This window comes from Streptomyces sp. NPDC044044, assembly GCF_056434405.1.
Genome location: NZ_JBWKFG010000003.1, coordinates 671,966 through 688,633 on the forward strand (window position 1 = coordinate 671,966; position 16,668 = coordinate 688,633).

Genomic DNA, 16,668 nt, shown 5'->3' on the forward strand with positions numbered 1-16,668 from the left:
GTCTCCGGACCTTGGAACGTGGTCCCTGGGGACGGTCACGGGGGAGGAGACAGTGCCATGCGGTCCATCGCTCCATGGGCGCGCGCCTACATCCTGTGCGCCGCCCTCGCCGGCGCCGTCTGCGCCGCGCCCGCGCTGACCTCGTCGCGCACGCCGTGGGGCGCGCTCGCGCTGCTCGCCGCGCTCTACGCCGGGTGCGAGCAGGTCACGCGGTGCCGGATCATCGGGCGCCGTGCCGCGCCCGGTCTCGGCGGCCTCGGCACCTTCTTCCCCGTGCTGCTCGCCGCCGTCTTCCTGCTGCCTCCGGCCGCCGCGGCGCTCGTCGCGGTGCCGGGGGCGCTGCTCGCCCGCGTCGAGCGAAAGCCGCGCTGGGTGCGCAGGCTCTGGCGCGCGGCGCAGATCGCCCTGGCCGCCTGGGCCGCCGCGTGGGTGCACGGGGCGCTCGGCGGGCGCGAAGCGGTGGCCGCGCCCGACTTTCCGTACGCGCTGGCGCCCGCCGGAGCGGCCGTCCTCGCCTTCTCCCTCGTCCTGACCGTCCTGGACGGCGGAATCCTGGCCACCGCCGAACGGGTGCCGGTGCGGACCGCCTGGCGTGGGCTCTTCCTGCGGTCGTTCGCGCCGGTCGCGGTGCACGGCCTCGCCGGTCTGATGATGGCGGTGCTGTGGCGCAGTCCGTACGGGCCGCTCGCCGCGCTCCTCGTGCTGCTCCCGATGGGGGTCTCCTGCTGGGTCTTCGCCCAGTACCACCGCGAGCGCGCCGCCCACCAGGCCACGATCAGGGCGCTCGTGCAGGCCGTCGACATCAAGGACCAGTACACCCGCGGGCACAGCGAGCGCGTGGGACGGGCCTCCGTGATGATCGCGCGGGAGCTGGGGATGGCGGACGAGAGGGTGGAGAGCCTGCGGTTCGCCGGGATCCTGCACGACGTCGGCAAACTCGGCGTACCGACCCGGCTGCTGCGCAAGGACGGTCCGCTGACCCCTCAGGAGCGGCGGATCATCGAACTGCATCCCGAGTACGGGCACGAGATGGTGCGCGGGATCGGTTTCCTCGGTGAGGCGCGGGCGGCGATCCTGCACCACCACGAGCGGATCGACGGGAGCGGGTATCCCTACGGGCTGGTGGGGCGGCAGATTCCGGAGTTCGCGCGGGTGGTGGCCGTCGCGGACGCGTTCGACGCCATGACGTCCACCCGGTCCTACCGGCGGGGCCGTCCCGTCGCTGCCGCTGTGGAGGAGCTGACCCGGTGCGCGGGGGCGCAGTTCGACCCCGCGATGGTGGCCGCGCTTCGGCGGGCCCTGGAGCGGCACGGGTGGCACCCAGAGGTGACCGCTGACGTCACGGGGGCCGTGCCGCCGCCTCGGCAGGGCGCTCCCGGTGTTCCCGCGGCCCCGGGGGCGGGAGCGCGGTGAGCGCGGCACGCCGTGCGCGGCGCCTGCCCACGCCGGTGACGGTGGTCGTCTACGGCGCCGCCGGGCTGCTCACCCTGCTCTCCCTCGGCTGGACCCTCTGGCACGGCGTGCACGAGGGCGGGGTCGCGCTCGCCTTCGGGGGGCTCGTCGCCGTGGGGGAGCTCGCCCGGTGGGGTGCAGGGGGGAGCGACCGGGAGCCCGCGCCGCTCGGGGCCGCGGGCGCGCTCGCGTACGCGCTCCTCGGGGAGGTCGGGGGGCGGACCACGCACCACGGCGTCCTCCAGGTGATCGCCGTCGTCGTCGCGGCCGCGCTCGTCGGGGCCGTGCCGCATGTGGCGCTCGGCAGGGGGCCCGCCCTCGATCACGTGGCGCGGCGCGTGCTGACCGTCGGTTTCGCCGCCGCGTGCTTCCAGCCGCTCTACAACGCGGGGAAGTTGGGGGAGTGGGTGGGGCAGGGGCCCGCCTTCGCCGTCGTCATCGCCGCGCTGCTCGTCCTGACCGCCCTGTGCGACGCCGTGCTCGCCGCGGCCATGGCCCACGCCCGGACCCGCTGGCCCTTCGGACCGCTCCTGCGCGACGAACTGCGGGCCATGCTCGGCATCGGGTCCGCCGTGTGCGCGACGGGGGCCGTCATGGCGCTCGCGGTGGCCGTGGCGGGGCTCTGGGCGCTGCCGGTGTTCAGCCTGCCGCTGCTCCTGACCCAGCTGTCGTTCGGGCGGTACGCCGCGGTGCGGACCACCTACCGGCAGACCATCACCTCGCTCGCCCGGTCCACCGAGATCGCCGGGTACACCCCGCAGGGCCACGCCCGCCGCGTCGCGGGGCTCAGCCGGGCCGTCGGGCGTGAGCTGGGGCTCTCCGCGCCGGACCTCGCCGTCCTGGAGTACGCGGCCCTGATGCACGACATCGGGCAGCTCTCCCTCGTCGACCCCGTGCCCGCGGGCGCCACCGCCTTTCTGCCGGACGCGGAACAGCGGCGGATCGCCCTGCTCGGCGGTGCCGTCGTGCGTCAGACGGGAGTGAAGGGCGACGTCGCCGTGGTCGTGGAGCGGCAGGCGGACCCGTACCGCGAGCAGCCGCTCACCGCCCGGATCGTGCGGGCCGCCAACGCGTACGACGAGATGGCCAGGGGAGAAGGTCCCACAGGCCCTCTCAACGCCCTGGAGCGGCTGCGTCTGGGCACCGGCCGTGACTACCAGCCCGAAGTGGTGGAAGCCCTGGCCCGCGTGCTTGCGCGAGGCGGTCATAGCTTGCCGTCGGCTGGGTAACCCATGGGTAATGAGCGGCCGTCCGACCGTACGTGGTTGGATGCAAAGAGGGCCCTCAGGGCACATCGGAACGCAGGACTCAAGTACCGGCAGGCGGGAATCGTGAGGATCTTCGGCAAGGGACGGCACCGGCCCTCCGCCTCATGGCGGCAGGCCACCGACCGCGCCTTCACGCTGATCGGCGACGGGCGGTACGAGGACGCGGGCGCTCTGCTGACCCGCGCGGCGGATCTCGAGCCGTGGCTCTCGGAGTCCTGGTTCAACCTCGCGCTGCTCCACAAGTTCCGGCACGACTGGGAGCAGGCGCGGGCCGCGGGCCTGCGGGCCGTCGCGCTGCTCGACCGGTCGCAGGGCGCCCCCGACTGGTGGAATGTGGGGATCGCCGCCACCGCCCTGCAGGACTGGCCGCTGGCCCGGCGCGCCTGGCAGGCGTACGGCCTGCGGGTCCCGGGCGGTGTGGCCGCCTCGGGGGAGCCCACGGGCATGGACCTGGGCAGCGCCGCCGTGCGGCTCTCGCCCGAGGGTGAGGCCGAGGTCGTGTGGGGGCGCAGGCTCGACCCCGCCCGCATCGAGGTGCTCTCCATTCCGCTGCCCTCCTCGGGGCGCCGCTGGGGCGAGGTCGTGCTGCACGACGGCGTTCCGCACGGCGAGCGGACGACGGGGGCCGGGGACTCGTACCCCGTCTTCGACGAGATCGAGCTGTGGGCGCCCTCGCCCGTCCCCACCTGGGTGGTTCTCCTGGAGGCCGCCACCGAGGACGACAGGGACGCCCTGGAGAAGCTCGCCGCCGACGCCGGCTTCGCCGCCGAGGACTGGTCGTCGTCCGTACGGCTGCTCTGCCGCATGTGCTCCGAGAGCCGCATGCCGAGCGACGAGGGCGACGGCGAGCACCTGGACCCGCACGACCACAGCGAGCCGGGCCACCCCGGACCGCTCGGCCACCGCAGCCCCGGCGCCCTGTGGGTGCCCGAGCGAGAGTGCGGCATCGCGGCGCCCGCGGCACTGGTGCGCGGGTTGCTCGACGGCTGGGTCGCGGACAGCCCGGACTCCCGTGACTGGCGGGATCTGGAAGAGGTCTGCTGACTCCTGGCCGTAGGCTGTACCGGCACTATCTCTTGTGGGTTCCCAGGAAGGCGTACGTCGGACAATGGCGCAGGACACTGAGCAGCAGGCCTCGGGCGGGGTCCTCCCCGTAGACGACGAGGGCTTCGTCATCGACACGGAGGACTGCGACGAGCGGGAGACGGCCCACCGCGAGCGCGGCACGTCCCGGCCCATCACGGTCGTCGGCAACCCTGTGCTGCACAAGGAGTGCAAGGACGTCACCGCCTTCGACGACGAGCTCGCGCAGCTCGTCGCCGACATGTTCGCCAGCCAGCGGACCGCCGAGGGCGTGGGCCTGGCCGCCAACCAGATCGGCGTCGACCTGAAGGTCTTCGTCTACGACTGCATGGACGACGAGGGCCGCCGCCACGTCGGCGCGGTCTGCAACCCCGTGCTGCGCGAGGTCCCCGCCGCCCGCCGCCAGCTGGACGAGTCGAACGAGGGCTGCCTCTCCGTGCCCACGGCCTACGCCGAGCTGGCCCGCCCGGACTACGCCGAGGTGACCGGCCAGGACGAGAAGGGCAACCCCATCAAGGTGCGGGGCACCGGCTACTTCTCGCGCTGCCTGCAGCACGAGACGGACCACCTGTACGGCTACCTCTACATCGACCGCCTGTCCAAGCGTGACCGCAAGGACGCGCTGCGGCAGATGGAAGAGGGCACACCGCGCTACCCCGTCGTGCCGAACGACTGAGTCGACTCCAGGCACGCGCGCACCGCGAGCCACCTGCGGCCCCTGGCCGGGAACTCCTTCCCGGCCAGGGGCCGTTCGCATGAACCGGTCAGCTGTGCGAGCAGAACAGGCTTCTGATGATCCAGATTCGGTCACGTAAGTGGATTTTCTCGGCACCGGGGGGTAGTGAATGGCGCAAATCTGTTCCCTGAACGGTCAGTTGTGGTGCTGAATGGAAAGCGCGGGGATACGCAACGGCGCGCGCCTGGTACGGCGGGAGGGGCGCGCGTCCCCAGGCGGCTGAGAGGGGCTTGTTCGTGCCTGCATATTCATATGGCACTTCACCGACGCAGCCACAGACACCGGCGGTATCCGTACCACCGGCTCTGGCGCTCCCGGTGATCGAGGCAGATTTTCCACGACGACTGCATCCGTATTGGCCGGAGCTTCAGGAGAAGTCCAGGACATGGCTGCGTGAAATGCGCCTGATGCCCCCGGACAAGGTCGAGCGGTACGCCGACAGCCTGTGCTACACCGACCTGGTCGCCGGCTACTACATTGGCGCCCCCGATGAGTTGCTCAGCGCGATAGCCGACCTCAGCAGTTGGTTCTTCGCCTGGGACGACCGGCACGACCGCGACTCGGTGCACGGCAGGGCGGCGCAGTGGCGCCGGCTGTGCCGCGGTCTCCACGAGACGCTCCGGGCGCCCCGGCAGCAGCTGCACCACCGCGACCCCCTGGTCGCGGGGTTCGCGGACTGCGTCCTGCGGCTGTACTCGCACCTCGGGGCCAGCTGGAACGCCCGGTTCGCCCGGCACTTCCACAGCGTGATCGAGGCGTACGACCTCGAGTTCAGGAACCGCAGGACCGGGACGGTCCCGACGGTCGAGGCCTACATTGAGTTGCGAAGGCTGACCTTCGCCCACTGGGCGTGGATCGACCTGCTCGAACCCACGGCGCGCCACGAACTGCCGCGGGAGGTGCGGAAGCATCCGGCGTATCGGCGGGCGGCGCTCGCCACGCAGGATTTCTCCGCCTGGTACAACGACCTGTGCTCACTCCCCAAGGAACTCGCGGGAGATGAATTGCACAATCTCGGAATCAGTCTGATCCAGCACGAGGGACTGTCCCTCGAAGAAGCCGTGGCGGAAGTCCACCGGCGGGTCTCCGGTTGCATATCTGATTTCCTCGTGGCGGAGGAAGAAGTACTGCGCCTCGCCAGGAAATTGGACGACGGAAGTGCGCGCGGACGGAAGCTCTCGGACGCGGTGGAATCCTGCGTCTTCAACATGCGGAACTGGTTCTCATCGGTGTACTGGTTCCACCATGAATCCGGCCGCTATCGGGTGGACAGCTGGGACGACAGGTCCATTCCCCCGTATGTGAGCGACGCAGGAATGAGCGACTTGGCCGAAACTGAATTGGTTGGTGAGGAATGAGCGTCGAATCCGCGATACCCGCGACACCCGCGACAACCCCACCGCTCGTCGGCGGCGGCGCCCCGCTCATCGGGCACGCCTGGAACCTGGTGCGCGACCCGCTCGGCTTCCTCGCCGCGCTGCGCGACCATGGTGATCTCGTACGCATCAGGCTGGGACCCAAGACGGCGTACGCGGTCTGCGACCCGGAGCTGGTCGGACGGCTCCTGCGGAGCCCCGACTACATCGTCGGCGGGCCGCTCTGGGACACCCTGGAAATCCTCCTCGGCAAGGGCGTGGCGACCAGCAACGGCAAGCTGCACCGGCGGCAGAGGCGCATGATGCAGCCCGCCTTCCGGCCCGAGCGCATCGCCGACTACGCCAAGGTGATGGAGGAGGAGGCGCGCGCCACGGCCGCGCGCTGGCGGCCGGGCGACACGGTCGACGTCGGTGCGGAGATGTTCCGCGCGGCCGTGCGCATCGTGTCCCGCTCGCTCCTGGAGGTCGACGCGATCGGCGAGAAGGCGGACCGCATCGCCGAGGCGCTGCACACCGTCTTCGAGGGCCTCTACCGCAGGATGGTCCTCTCGGTCGGGCCGCTGTACCGCGTGCCGACCCAGGGAAACCGCCGCTTCCAGAGCGCGCTCGCCGATCTGCACGCGGTGGTCGACGAGATTGTCGCCGCGGGCAGGAAGGCGGATGCGAGCAAGGACGACCTGCTGGCCGAAATGCTGCGGGCGCGCGATGAGTCGGGGCAGCCGCTCAGCGACCAGGAGATCCATGACCACGTGATCTCGCTAGTCGTGGCGGGCGCCGAGAATATCGCGTCGACCCTGGCGTGGACGTTCCATCTGCTGGCCGAACACCCCGAGCAGGAAAGGCGATTGGTTGAAGAGGTAAATTCCGTCGCGCAGGGCCGGGAGATCACATTCGCCGACCTCAAGGACCTGTCGCACACCCGGAATGTGGTCACCGAGGCCATGCGTATACAACCGGCCGCCTGGATATTCACCCGCCGGTCGGTGGGAGAAACCAACCTGGGTGGCTACCGCATTCCGGCCAACGCCGACATCGTCTACAGCGTGTACGCGATGCAGCGAGATCCGCGTTCCTTCGAGCAGCACCTGCGGTTCGACCCGGACCGCTGGAATCCGGAACGTGCTTCGGACGTACCGGAGTTCGCGATGATGCCGTTCGGCACCGGTAACCGCAAGTGTCCGGGCGACCACTTCAGTCTGGCCGAACTCGCCATCATCCTGGCGACGGTGGCCCCGAAGTGGCACCTGGCGCCGGTCCCGGAGACCGACGCCGACACGAAGATCGGCATCACGCTGCAGCCGAAGAAGCTCGTCCTTCGGGTCGAGAGGCGCTGACGGCGGGGCCGCGGAACGTGCGGCGGTAGGCGTTCGGCGTGGTGCCGAGCGCCCGCAGGAACTGGTGACGCATCGCCGCGGCGTTGCCGAAACCGGCACGCCCGGCGATGGCGTCCACCGTCTCGTCCGACCCTTCCAGCAACTCCTGCGCCAGAAGCACCCGTTGGCGCAGGAGCCAGCGGTAGGGCGTGGTGCCGGTCTCCTGCTGGAAGCGGCGCGCGAAGGTGCGCGGCGACATGTGTGCGCGCTCGGCGAGCTTCTCGACGGTGATGTCGGTGTCCAGATGGCGCTCCATCCAGGCGAGCACCCCGCCCACGGTGTCGCACGCCGTGCGCGGCAGCGGGCGCGCGACGAACTGGGCCTGGCCGCCGTCGCGATGGGGCGGTACGACCATGCGCCGGGCGATGGCGTTGGCGACCTCGGTGCCGTGTGCCTGGCGCACGATGTGCAGACAGGCGTCTATGCCGGCGGCGGTGCCCGCCGATGTGATCACCGGGCTCTCGTCCACGTACAGGACGTCGGGCTCGACGCGGGCGCGTGGATAGCGCACCGCGAGCTCCGTGGCGTGCTGCCAGTGCACGGCGCAGCGGCGGCCGTCGAGCAGTCCCGCGGCGCCGAGCACGAAGACACCGGAGCAGACGGACAGGACGCGGGCCCCGCGGTCCACCGCGCGGCGCAGGGCGGCGAGCAGATCCTCGGGGTAGTCGCGGTCCACGAACGACTGGCCCGCGGGCACGGCGATGAGATCGGCCTCTTCGAGCCGGTCGATGCCGTACGGAGTGGTGATGGAGAACCCCGCGTGATTGCTCAGGGGGCCGCTCTCACCGGCGACCACCGCGAAGTCGTACACGGGAAGGCCCTCGTCGCTCCGGTCGAGGCCGAACACCTCGCAGACGACGCCGAGTTCGAAGGGATTCACGCCGTCGAGCAGCACGGCGGCCACGTTCTTCAGAGTGTCTGCCTTCAGCATGTCCGCCAGTGTGCCGCAGGACTGGCAGTAAGTCGATGGTGTGTGGCAGTCCTGCCACTGACGCCACCGTCCTGCGCGCAGGACAGTGAGGACATGAACGCATTCCTGGATTACGCGACCGTCCTGACCGTCCTCCTCCTGCTGGCCGCACCCTCGCTCGTCGGGTACGTCCACGACCGCAGGATCGACCGCGAGCTGCGCGAGGCGGCGGACGCCTCCTCGCGCAGCTCCGACGGACCGGCAGGGCTAGAACTCGTCGTCGAAGGAGACCGAACCCTCGACCGCGACCTGGTAGGCCGAAGGACGCCGCTCGAAGAAGTTGGTCAGCTCCTGGACACCCTGGAGCTCCATGAACGAGAACGGGTTTGACGAGCCGTAGACCGGCGCGAAGCCCAGTCGCTGGAGCCGCTGGTCGGCGACGCACTGCAGGTACTCGCGCATGGAGTCGGTGTTCATGCCGGGCAGGCCCTCACCGCACAGGTCGCGCGCGAACTGCAGCTCGGCCTCGACGGCCTCCTTGAGCATGTCCGTGACCTGCGTCTGCAGCGCGTCGTCGAAGAGCTCGGGCTCCTCCTTGCGGACGGTGTCGACGACGTCGAAGGCGAAGCTCATGTGCATCGTCTCGTCGCGGAAGACCCAGTTCGTGCCGGTGGCGAGGCCGTGCAGCAGACCGCGCGAGCGGAACCAGTAGACGTACGCGAAGGCACCGTAGAAGAAGAGCCCCTCGATGCACGCGGCGAAGCAGATCAGGTTCAGCAGGAAGCGGCGCCGGTCGGCCTTGCTCTCCAGGCGGTCCATCTTCTCGACCGAGTCCATCCACCGGAAGCAGAACTCGGCCTTCTCGCGGATGGAGGGGATCTCCTCGACCGCGTCGAAGGCCGCCGCGCGGTCCTCCGGGTCGGGCAGATAGGTGTCGAGCAGCGTCAGATAGAACTGGACGTGCACGGCCTCCTCGAAGAGCTGGCGGCTCAAGTAGAGCCGCGCCTCGGGGGAGTTGATGTGCTTGTAGAGCGTGAGCACGAGGTTGTTGGAGACGATCGAGTCGCCGGTCGCGAAGAACGCGACCAGACGGCCGATCATGTGCTGCTCGCCGGGCGAGAGCTTGGCGAGGTCGGCGACGTCCGAGTGGAGGTCGACCTCCTCGACGGTCCAGGTGTTCTTGATCGCGTCCCGGTAGCGCTCGTAGAAGTCCGGGTAGCGCATGGGACGCAGGGTCAGCTCGAAGCCCGGGTCGAGGAGGTTCTTCTCGGCGTTGGTGGTGCTGGACATTACTGGCAGGCCTCGCAGGACTCGGGGTTTTCCAGGGAGCAGGCGACGGCGTCTTCGGCCGAGACCTGCGCGGGGACGGGGGCGGGGGTGGGCTCGGCGGCCTCGGTGCGGCCGGCCGCGGCGCGGGCGATCCGGGTCGCGGGGCGCGAGCGCAGGTAGTACGTGGTTTTCAGGCCCTGCTGCCAGGCGTACGCGTACATCGAGGAGAGCTTGCCGATGGTCGGCGTCTCCAGGAACAGGTTCAGGGACTGCGCCTGGTCCAGGAACGGCGTGCGCGCGGCGGCCATGTCGATCAGGCCGCGCTGCGGGATCTCCCACGCGGTGCGGTAGAGGTCGCGCACCTCGGCGGGGATCCAGCTGAAGCCCTGCACCGAGCCGTTGGCCTCGCGCAGCGCCTCACGGGTCTGCGCGTCCCAGACGCCGAGCCGCTTGAGCTCCTGCACCAAGTAGGCGTTGACCTGGAGGAATTCACCGCTCAGCGTCTCGCGCTTGAAGAGGTTGGAGACCTGCGGCTCGATGCACTCGTACACACCCGCGATGGACGCGATCGTGGCGGTCGGCGCGATGGCGAGAAGCAGCGAGTTGCGCATGCCGGTCACGGCGATACGTTCCCGCAGCGAGGCCCAGCGCTCCGGCCAGGTCAGCTCGACGCCGTAGTGGTCGGGGTGCAGGACGCCGCGCGCGGTGCGGGTCTTCTCCCAGGCGGGAAGCGGGCCGTTGCGCTCGGCGAGGTCGGCGGACGCCTCGTACGCGGCGAGCATGATCCGCTCGGCGATGCGCGTCGAGAGGGCGCGCGCCGCGGGCGAGTCGAAGGGCAGCTTCAGCTGGAAGAAGACGTCCTGCAGACCCATCGCGCCCAGGCCCACCGGACGCCACCTGGCGTTGGAGCGCCCGGCCTGCTCGGTCGGGTAGAAGTTGATGTCGACGACGCGGTCGAGGAACGTGACGGCGGTGCGGACGGTCTCGTCGAGCCGCTCCCAGTCGATGTCACCGGCGGCCGTGTCCACGAAGGCGCCGAGGTTCACCGAACCGAGGTTGCAGACGGCCGTCTCCCCGTCGTCCGTCACCTCCAGGATCTCCGTGCAGAGGTTGGAGGAGTGGACCGTGTGGCCGGGCTCCGCCGTCTGGTTGGCGGTGCGGTTGGCGGCGTCCTTGAACGTCATCCAGCCGTTGCCGGTCTGCGCGAGGGTGCGCATCATGCGGCCGTAGAGGTCACGGGCGGGGATGGTCTTGCGGGCGAGCCCGGCGGCCTCGGCCTTGCGGTAGGCGGCGTCGAACTCGTCGCCCCACAGGTCGACGAGCTCGGGCACGTCGGCCGGCGAGAACAGCGACCAGTCCTGGCTCGCGGCGACCCGGCGCATGAACTCGTCCGGGATCCAGTGCGCGAGGTTGAGGTTGTGCGTGCGCCGCTGGTCCTCACCCGTGTTGTCGCGCAGCTCCAGGAACTCCTCGATGTCGGAGTGCCAGGTCTCCAGGTAGACCGCGGCCGCGCCCTTGCGCCGGCCGCCCTGGTTCACGGCGGCGACGGAGGCGTCCAGGGTCTTCAGGAACGGCACGATGCCGTTGGAGTGGCCGTTCGTGCCGCGGATCAGCGAACCGCGGGCGCGGATGCGGGAGTACGAGAGGCCGATGCCGCCCGCGTGCTTGGAGAGGCGCGCCACCTGGTGGTAGCGGTCGTAGATGGAGTCCAGCTCGTCCAGCGGGGAGTCGAGGAGGTAGCAGGAGGACATCTGCGGGTGGCGGGTGCCGGAGTTGAAGAGCGTCGGCGAGGACGGCAGGTAGTCCAGGCGGCTCATCAGGCGGTACAGGGAGGCGACTTCGTCCACCGAGCGCGCGCTGTTGTCCTCGGCCAGGCCGCTCGCGACGCGCAGCATGAAGTGCTGCGGGGTCTCGACGACGTGCCGGGTGATCGGGTGGCGAAGGAGGTACCGGCTGTGCAGGGTGCGCAGGCCGAAGTAGCCGAAGCGGAAGTCGGCGCCGTCCTGAAGGGCCGCCTCCACGAGACCGTCGAGGTGCTCCGCGTGGTCGACGACGAACGCGGCGGTGCGGTCCGCGATCAGGCCCTCGCGGTGCCCCACGGCGACCGAGTCGGAGAAGGAGTGCACGCCCTGCGAAGCGGCCTCGTCACGGATGCTGAGGCTGAGCAGCCTGGCCGCGAGCTGCGAGTACGTCGGGTCCTCGGAGATGAGACCGGCGGCGGCCTCGGTCGCGAGCTCCCGCAGCTCCGCGAGGTCCGCCCTGGCCGAACGCCCGCGCAGCGCAGCGGCGGCGACGCGGCCGGGGTCGGCGTCGGGCAGGTCGGCGGTGAGTTCGGTCAGGGTACGCAGCAGCGCGGTTCCTGGGCCGTCGGCGGTCTGCTGACCGTCGGTGGTCTGCGCTGACGCAGGTTCGGCTGGCGCGATGGTCACGTGGAGCACTCCCTCGCTCGGCTCAGAGCCTTGGGGAGGGGAGGGTGACGCACGGGCGCGCCCAGGGCAGGGCTGTGCTCCGCGTCCACCAGCCCATTCCACGAGGCCCGGACGTCGTTGGCACCCGGACCGGTCGGAACGGGCGCACTGTCGACAGGTCTTCGGACTCGTGAGCACGACAAATGCGTACTCATACACCGTTGCGGGACAGTTCCGGACTTGCACCGGATTCCCCTGCGGCGACAGCGAGCACGAGCATACATCTTGTGCTGGCTCTGAGAAGCAGCCCCACATCTTGTGTCGGCGCCGCGTACCACACACACAAGCGCGGGCCGCCGGATTCCTCCGGCGGCCCGCCTGGGGTACTGATCGGTGTGGGGGAGAGGCTCAGTGCCCGCTCGGCGCCCCGGCCGTGGCCGGCGGCAGCTCCTCCACGACGCCCGGGTCGCCCGCGTCCGCGGTGTAGTCCCCGGGAGAGGTCTCGTCGATGCCGTCAGGGGCCTTCATGGCGCGCAGGACGAAGGTCATGACCACGGTGACCACCACGTTCAGGACGAACGCCGTGAGGCCGATGTAGCCGATCTCGCCGATGCCCGGAATCTCGTCGGACGAGCCGCCGAAGTGCTTCTGCGTCGGCGACGCGACGCCGTACGCGGCGACCGTGCCGTAGACCATGCCGACCGCCCAGCCCGCGAGCAGCGCCCAGCGGTGGAACCACCGCGTGAACAGGCCGCCGACGAGCGCGGGCATGGTCTGCAGGATCCAGATGCCGCCCAGGAGCTGGAAGTTGATCGCGACCGTCTTGTCCATGGTGAGGACGAAGGCGAGCGCGCCGACCTTCACGAGCAGCGAGACCAGCTTGGAGACCTTGGTCTCCTGGGCCGGTGTCGCGTCCGGCCTGATGAAGTCCTTGTAGATGTTCCTGGTGAAGAGGTTCGCGGCCGCGATGGACATGATGGCGGCCGGCACGAGCGCGCCGATGCCGATCGCCGCGAACGCGACGCCGGTGAACCAGTCCGGGAACATCGTCTCGAACAGCTGCGGGATCGCCAGCTGGCCGTTCTCCACCTTGACCCCGGCCGCGATCGCCATGAAGCCGAGCAGCGCGAGCAGGCCCAGCATCAGCGAGTAGAGCGGCAGGATCGTGGTGTTGCGGCGGATCACGTTGCGGCTCTTGGAGGAGAGCGTCGCCGTGATCGAGTGCGGGTACATGAACAGCGCGAGCGCGGAGCCGAGCGCGAGCGTGGCGTAGGTCCACTGCCCGGCATGGCCCGGCGCGAGGCCCGCGACGGGCTTGCCCGCCGCCTCGTTCGCCGACGAGAACTTGTCGTTCGCCGCCTGGAAGATCTCGTCGAAGCCGCCGAGCTTGATCGGGATGTAGATGATCGCGACGGCGATGACGAGGTAGATCAGGCCGTCCTTCACGAACGCGATCAGCGCGGGGGCGCGCAGACCCGACGAGTACGTGTACGCGGCGAGCACCGCGAACGCGATCAGGAGCGGCAGGTCCTTGATGAACCAGTTCGTGTCGGGGCCGCCGCCGACGCCCATGACGTCGAGCACGGCCTGGATGCCGACGAGCTGGAGCGCGATGTACGGCATCGTGGCGAGGATGCCGGTGACCGCGACGGCCAGCGAGAGCCCCTTGGAGCCGAAGCGGCCGCGCACGAAGTCCGAGGTGGTCACGTATCCGTGCTTGTGCGAGACGGACCACAGGCGCGGCAGGAAGGTGAAGATCAGCGGGTAGACGAGGATCGTGTACGGCACCGCGAAGAAGCCGGCCGCGCCCGCCGCGTAGATCGCCGCGGGGACGGCCACGAAGGTGTACGCCGTGTAGAGGTCGCCGCCGAGCAGGAACCACGTGACCCAGGTGCCGAACGAGCGGCCTCCCAGGCCCCATTCGTCCAGGCTCTCGGTCTCGGCCTTGCGCCAGCGCGCGGCCAGGAAGCCCATCGCCGTGACGGCGGCGAAGAAGAAGATGAAGACGGCGAGGGCTATGCCGTTGACGCCGCCCGTGTCCGCTGCGAGCTCGTTCATCGGGTCGCACCCCCCTGGGCCTGCTCGGCCTTGCGGGCGCGCTGGTCACGCTGCCACAGTTTGTACGCGATCATGGTGAGAGCGGTGGATATGAGCACCCACAGCATCTGGTACCAGTAGAAGAACGGGATGCCGATGAAGGTCGGTTCGACCTTCGCGTAGGAGCTCACCCAGAGCATCGCCACGAACGGCGCGACGAGACAGAGGGCAACGACCACGCGGACCGGCGTGATCACCGGTCTGCTCACTTCAGGCGCATCTGACACTTCGCGGCTCCGCTCCCTCGCTTATCCCACCTTTAACGTGCGGGAAATCTAAGCGAGAGGATTGATCTATGGAACCCCCGTCCGGATACCGGACGGGCTCGAAGCGCCTCTCAGCAGCAGCGGAACCCCTGCCTGGGGTCGGACTCCTGTTGATCCGTCCGCATTCGCTCGAACTCCCTCCGGGAGGGGACGGATGCCCCGGGATGCGTCTTCCGCGTGTGCACGACATAACGGTCGTACGCGGACTCGTCGGTCAACTCCCGTGCGTACCACCGCACCCAGCGCAGCCCCCGCAGCACCCACGTCATGACGGTGCCTTCGCGTCGCTGGTGACCTTCGCTTCGGCCGCGGCCAGTTCCGCCTTCTCCTCCTGGGTCGGGATGAGCCCGGCAGGCGCGGTCAGCTTCGACTCGACGTACTCCGCCTCGCTCAGCTTGGACGACTGCGGGTTGCGGACGTGCTTCACGCAGATCCGGGCCGCGTCCGCGATCACGATGACGATGAGCACGGCGAGCGCCGCCGAAAGGACGCCGTCCACCGTGGAGTTGGTGACGACGGTGTGCATGTCGTCCATGGACTTGGCGGGCGGCAGGATCTTCCCGTCGTCGATCGCGTCCTGGTAGATCGAGCGCTGCTTGAAGAAGCCGACGCGCGGATCGCTGGAGAAGACCTTCTGCCAGCTCGCGGTGAGCGTGACCGTGGCGTCCCAGGCGAGCGGGACGCCGGTGATCCAGGCCCACTTGAGGCGTCCGGACTTCACCAGGAGCGTCGTGCAGACGGCGAGCGCGACGGCGGCCAGGAGCTGGTTGGAGATGCCGAAGATCGGGAAGAGCTGGTTGATCCCGCCGAGCGGCTCGTGCACGCCCACCCACAGGAAGTAGCCCCACAGGCCGGTGACGACCGCGCTGGTGATGATGAGTCCGGGCTTCCAGCTGACCCTCTTGAAGGGCTTGTAGACGTTCCCGAGCATGTCCTGCAGCATGAAGCGGCCCACGCGCGTGCCCGCGTCGAGCGCGGTCAGGATGAACAGCGCCTCAAACATGATCGCGAAGTGGTACCAGAACGCCTTCATGGAGCCGCCGGTGACCTTCGAGAAGATCTCGGAGACACCGACCGCGAGCGTGGGCGCGCCGCCGGTGCGCGAGAGCAGCGAGGACTCCTCGACGTTCTTGGCGGCCTGCGCCAGGTCCTCGGGGGAGATGGAGTACCCGAAGCCGGCGACGGCCTGGGACGCGGCCTGGACGTTGTCCCCGATGACACCGGCGGGCGCGTTCATCGCGAAGTACAGCCCCGGATCGATGACGCTCGCCGCGACCAGCGCCATGACCGCGACCGCCGACTCCATCAGCATGGAGCCGTAGCCGATCATCCGGATCTGCGTCTCCTTCTGGACCATCTTCGGCGTCGTGCCCGAGGAGATCAGCGCGTGGAAGCCGGACAGGGCCCCGCAGGCGATGGTGATGAAGACGAACGGGAAGAGCGATCCCGCGAAGACCGGCCCGTCGCCGCGCGAGGCGAAGTCGGTCACCGGATCCATCTTCAGCGTCGGCAGCGTGACGACGACGCCGATCGCGAGCAGCAGGATCGTGCCGATCTTCATGAACGTGGAGAGGTAGTCGCGCGGCGCGAGCAGCATCCACACCGGCAGGATCGAGGCGATGAATCCGTACGCCACCAGCCAGATGACCAGCGTCGAGGGCGCGAGCGTGAAGGTCTCCGCGAGGGACGACTCGGCGACCCAGCGCCCGGCGACGAGCGCGATCAGGAGCAGCGTGATCCCGATGAGGGAGACCTCGCTGACCCGTCCTGGCCGCAGGATCCGCAGATAGAAGCCCATGAACAGCGCGATCGGAATGGTCATCGCGATGGAGAAGGTGCCCCACGGCGAGTCCGCCAGCGCGTTGACGATGACGAGCGCGAGCACCCCGAGCAGGATGATCATGATGGCGAAGGCGGCGAGCAGCGCCGCGGCCCCGCCGAAGGGGCCGATCTCCTCGCGCGCCATCTGGCCGAGCGACTTGCCGTCACGCCGTGTGGAGAAGAAGAGGACGACCATGTCCTGCACGGCGCCCGCGAAGATCACGCCGACGATGATCCAGATCGTGCCCGGCAAGTACCCCATCTGCGCGGCCAGCACGGGCCCCACCAGCGGCCCCGCGCCCGCGATCGCCGCGAAGTGGTGGCCGAGCAGGACACGGCGGTCGGTCGGGTGGAAGTCGATGCCGTTGTCCAGGCGCTCCGCGGGAGTGGCCCGGTTCTTGTCGACCTTCAGGACGCGGTTGACGATGAACTTCGAGTAGAAGCGATAGGCGATCGCGTACGAGCCGAGGGCCGCGGCCACCATCCAGGCGGCCGACACCTCCTCGTCGCGCGAGAGCGCGAGCACGGTCCAGCCCGCGGCGCCCACCAGCGCGACGAGGGTCCAGATGACGATGGATCGGGGATTCGCTGAGCGCACCGGGTCGTCCT

General features: G+C 69.8%; 13 protein-coding genes and 1 riboswitch. Of the genes, 6 read left to right on the top strand and 7 right to left on the bottom strand.

Annotation, left to right across the window (positions count from 1 at the left end; genetic code table 11):
* Nucleotides 1-57: 57 nt before the first annotated feature.
* The 6 genes from AC07AG_RS13970 (at nt 58) to AC07AG_RS13995 (ending at nt 7,249) form a co-directional block, all read left to right on the top strand.
* On the top strand, nt 58-1,413 hold the full coding sequence (locus AC07AG_RS13970) for an HD-GYP domain-containing protein (RefSeq protein WP_478754956.1): 1,356 nt from the start codon (nt 58-60) through the stop codon (nt 1,411-1,413).
* Nucleotides 1,410-2,681 (top strand): HD-GYP domain-containing protein, encoded by a 1,272-nt coding sequence (locus AC07AG_RS13975; protein WP_478754958.1) that lies wholly within the window; start codon nt 1,410-1,412, stop codon nt 2,679-2,681. Before AC07AG_RS13970 ends, AC07AG_RS13975 begins: the two co-directional genes overlap by 4 nt.
* Before the next feature lie 102 nt (nt 2,682-2,783).
* Nucleotides 2,784-3,764, top strand: a complete 981-nt coding sequence (locus AC07AG_RS13980) for a tetratricopeptide repeat protein (protein WP_344530122.1) — start codon at nt 2,784-2,786, stop codon at nt 3,762-3,764.
* Nucleotides 3,765-3,828: 64 nt separating this feature from the next.
* Nucleotides 3,829-4,479, top strand: a complete 651-nt coding sequence (gene def / locus AC07AG_RS13985) for a peptide deformylase (protein ID WP_478754960.1) — start codon at nt 3,829-3,831, stop codon at nt 4,477-4,479.
* Between the two features lie 296 nt (nt 4,480-4,775).
* A complete protein-coding gene (cyc1, locus tag AC07AG_RS13990; RefSeq protein WP_478754962.1) occupies nt 4,776-5,897 on the top strand; it encodes an epi-isozizaene synthase in 1,122 nt (373 codons plus the stop codon).
* Nucleotides 5,894-7,249, top strand: a complete 1,356-nt coding sequence (locus AC07AG_RS13995) for a bifunctional albaflavenone monooxygenase/terpene synthase (RefSeq protein WP_478754964.1) — start codon at nt 5,894-5,896, stop codon at nt 7,247-7,249. Before cyc1 ends, AC07AG_RS13995 begins: the two co-directional genes overlap by 4 nt.
* Here the strand turns inward: AC07AG_RS13995 and AC07AG_RS14000 are convergent.
* From AC07AG_RS14000 to AC07AG_RS14030, 7 genes are all read right to left on the bottom strand, one after another.
* Nucleotides 7,203-8,219, bottom strand: a complete 1,017-nt coding sequence (locus tag AC07AG_RS14000) for a helix-turn-helix domain-containing protein (protein WP_478754966.1) — start codon at nt 8,217-8,219, stop codon at nt 7,203-7,205. The two genes, AC07AG_RS13995 and AC07AG_RS14000, sit on opposite strands and share 47 nt — an antisense overlap.
* A gap of 246 nt (nt 8,220-8,465) precedes the next feature.
* Nucleotides 8,466-9,488: a ribonucleotide-diphosphate reductase subunit beta gene (locus AC07AG_RS14005; protein WP_361833421.1), complete on the bottom strand. Its 1,023-nt coding sequence runs from the start codon at nt 9,486-9,488 to the stop codon at nt 8,466-8,468.
* On the bottom strand, nt 9,488-11,896 hold the full coding sequence (locus AC07AG_RS14010) for a ribonucleoside-diphosphate reductase subunit alpha (RefSeq protein ID WP_478754968.1): 2,409 nt from the start codon (nt 11,894-11,896) through the stop codon (nt 9,488-9,490). The genes AC07AG_RS14005 and AC07AG_RS14010 overlap by 1 nt, the downstream gene beginning before the upstream one ends.
* A gap of 135 nt (nt 11,897-12,031) precedes the next feature.
* Nucleotides 12,032-12,155: riboswitch (cobalamin riboswitch) on the bottom strand.
* Nucleotides 12,156-12,283: 128 nt separating this feature from the next.
* Nucleotides 12,284-13,933, bottom strand: coding sequence for a monocarboxylate uptake permease MctP (gene mctP, locus AC07AG_RS14015; protein ID WP_478754970.1), 1,650 nt, complete (start codon nt 13,931-13,933; stop codon nt 12,284-12,286).
* The gene (locus AC07AG_RS14020) at nt 13,930-14,199 is read right to left on the bottom strand and encodes a DUF3311 domain-containing protein (RefSeq protein WP_478754972.1); all 270 of its coding nucleotides are present in this window, start codon (nt 14,197-14,199) and stop codon (nt 13,930-13,932) included. Before AC07AG_RS14020 ends, mctP begins: the two co-directional genes overlap by 4 nt.
* A 110-nt stretch (nt 14,200-14,309) precedes the next feature.
* A complete protein-coding gene (locus AC07AG_RS14025; protein ID WP_478754973.1) occupies nt 14,310-14,507 on the bottom strand; it encodes a YbdD/YjiX family protein in 198 nt (65 codons plus the stop codon).
* On the bottom strand, nt 14,504-16,657 hold the full coding sequence (locus AC07AG_RS14030; RefSeq protein ID WP_478754975.1) for a carbon starvation CstA family protein: 2,154 nt from the start codon (nt 16,655-16,657) through the stop codon (nt 14,504-14,506). Before AC07AG_RS14030 ends, AC07AG_RS14025 begins: the two co-directional genes overlap by 4 nt.
* Nucleotides 16,658-16,668: the final 11 nt, after the last annotated feature.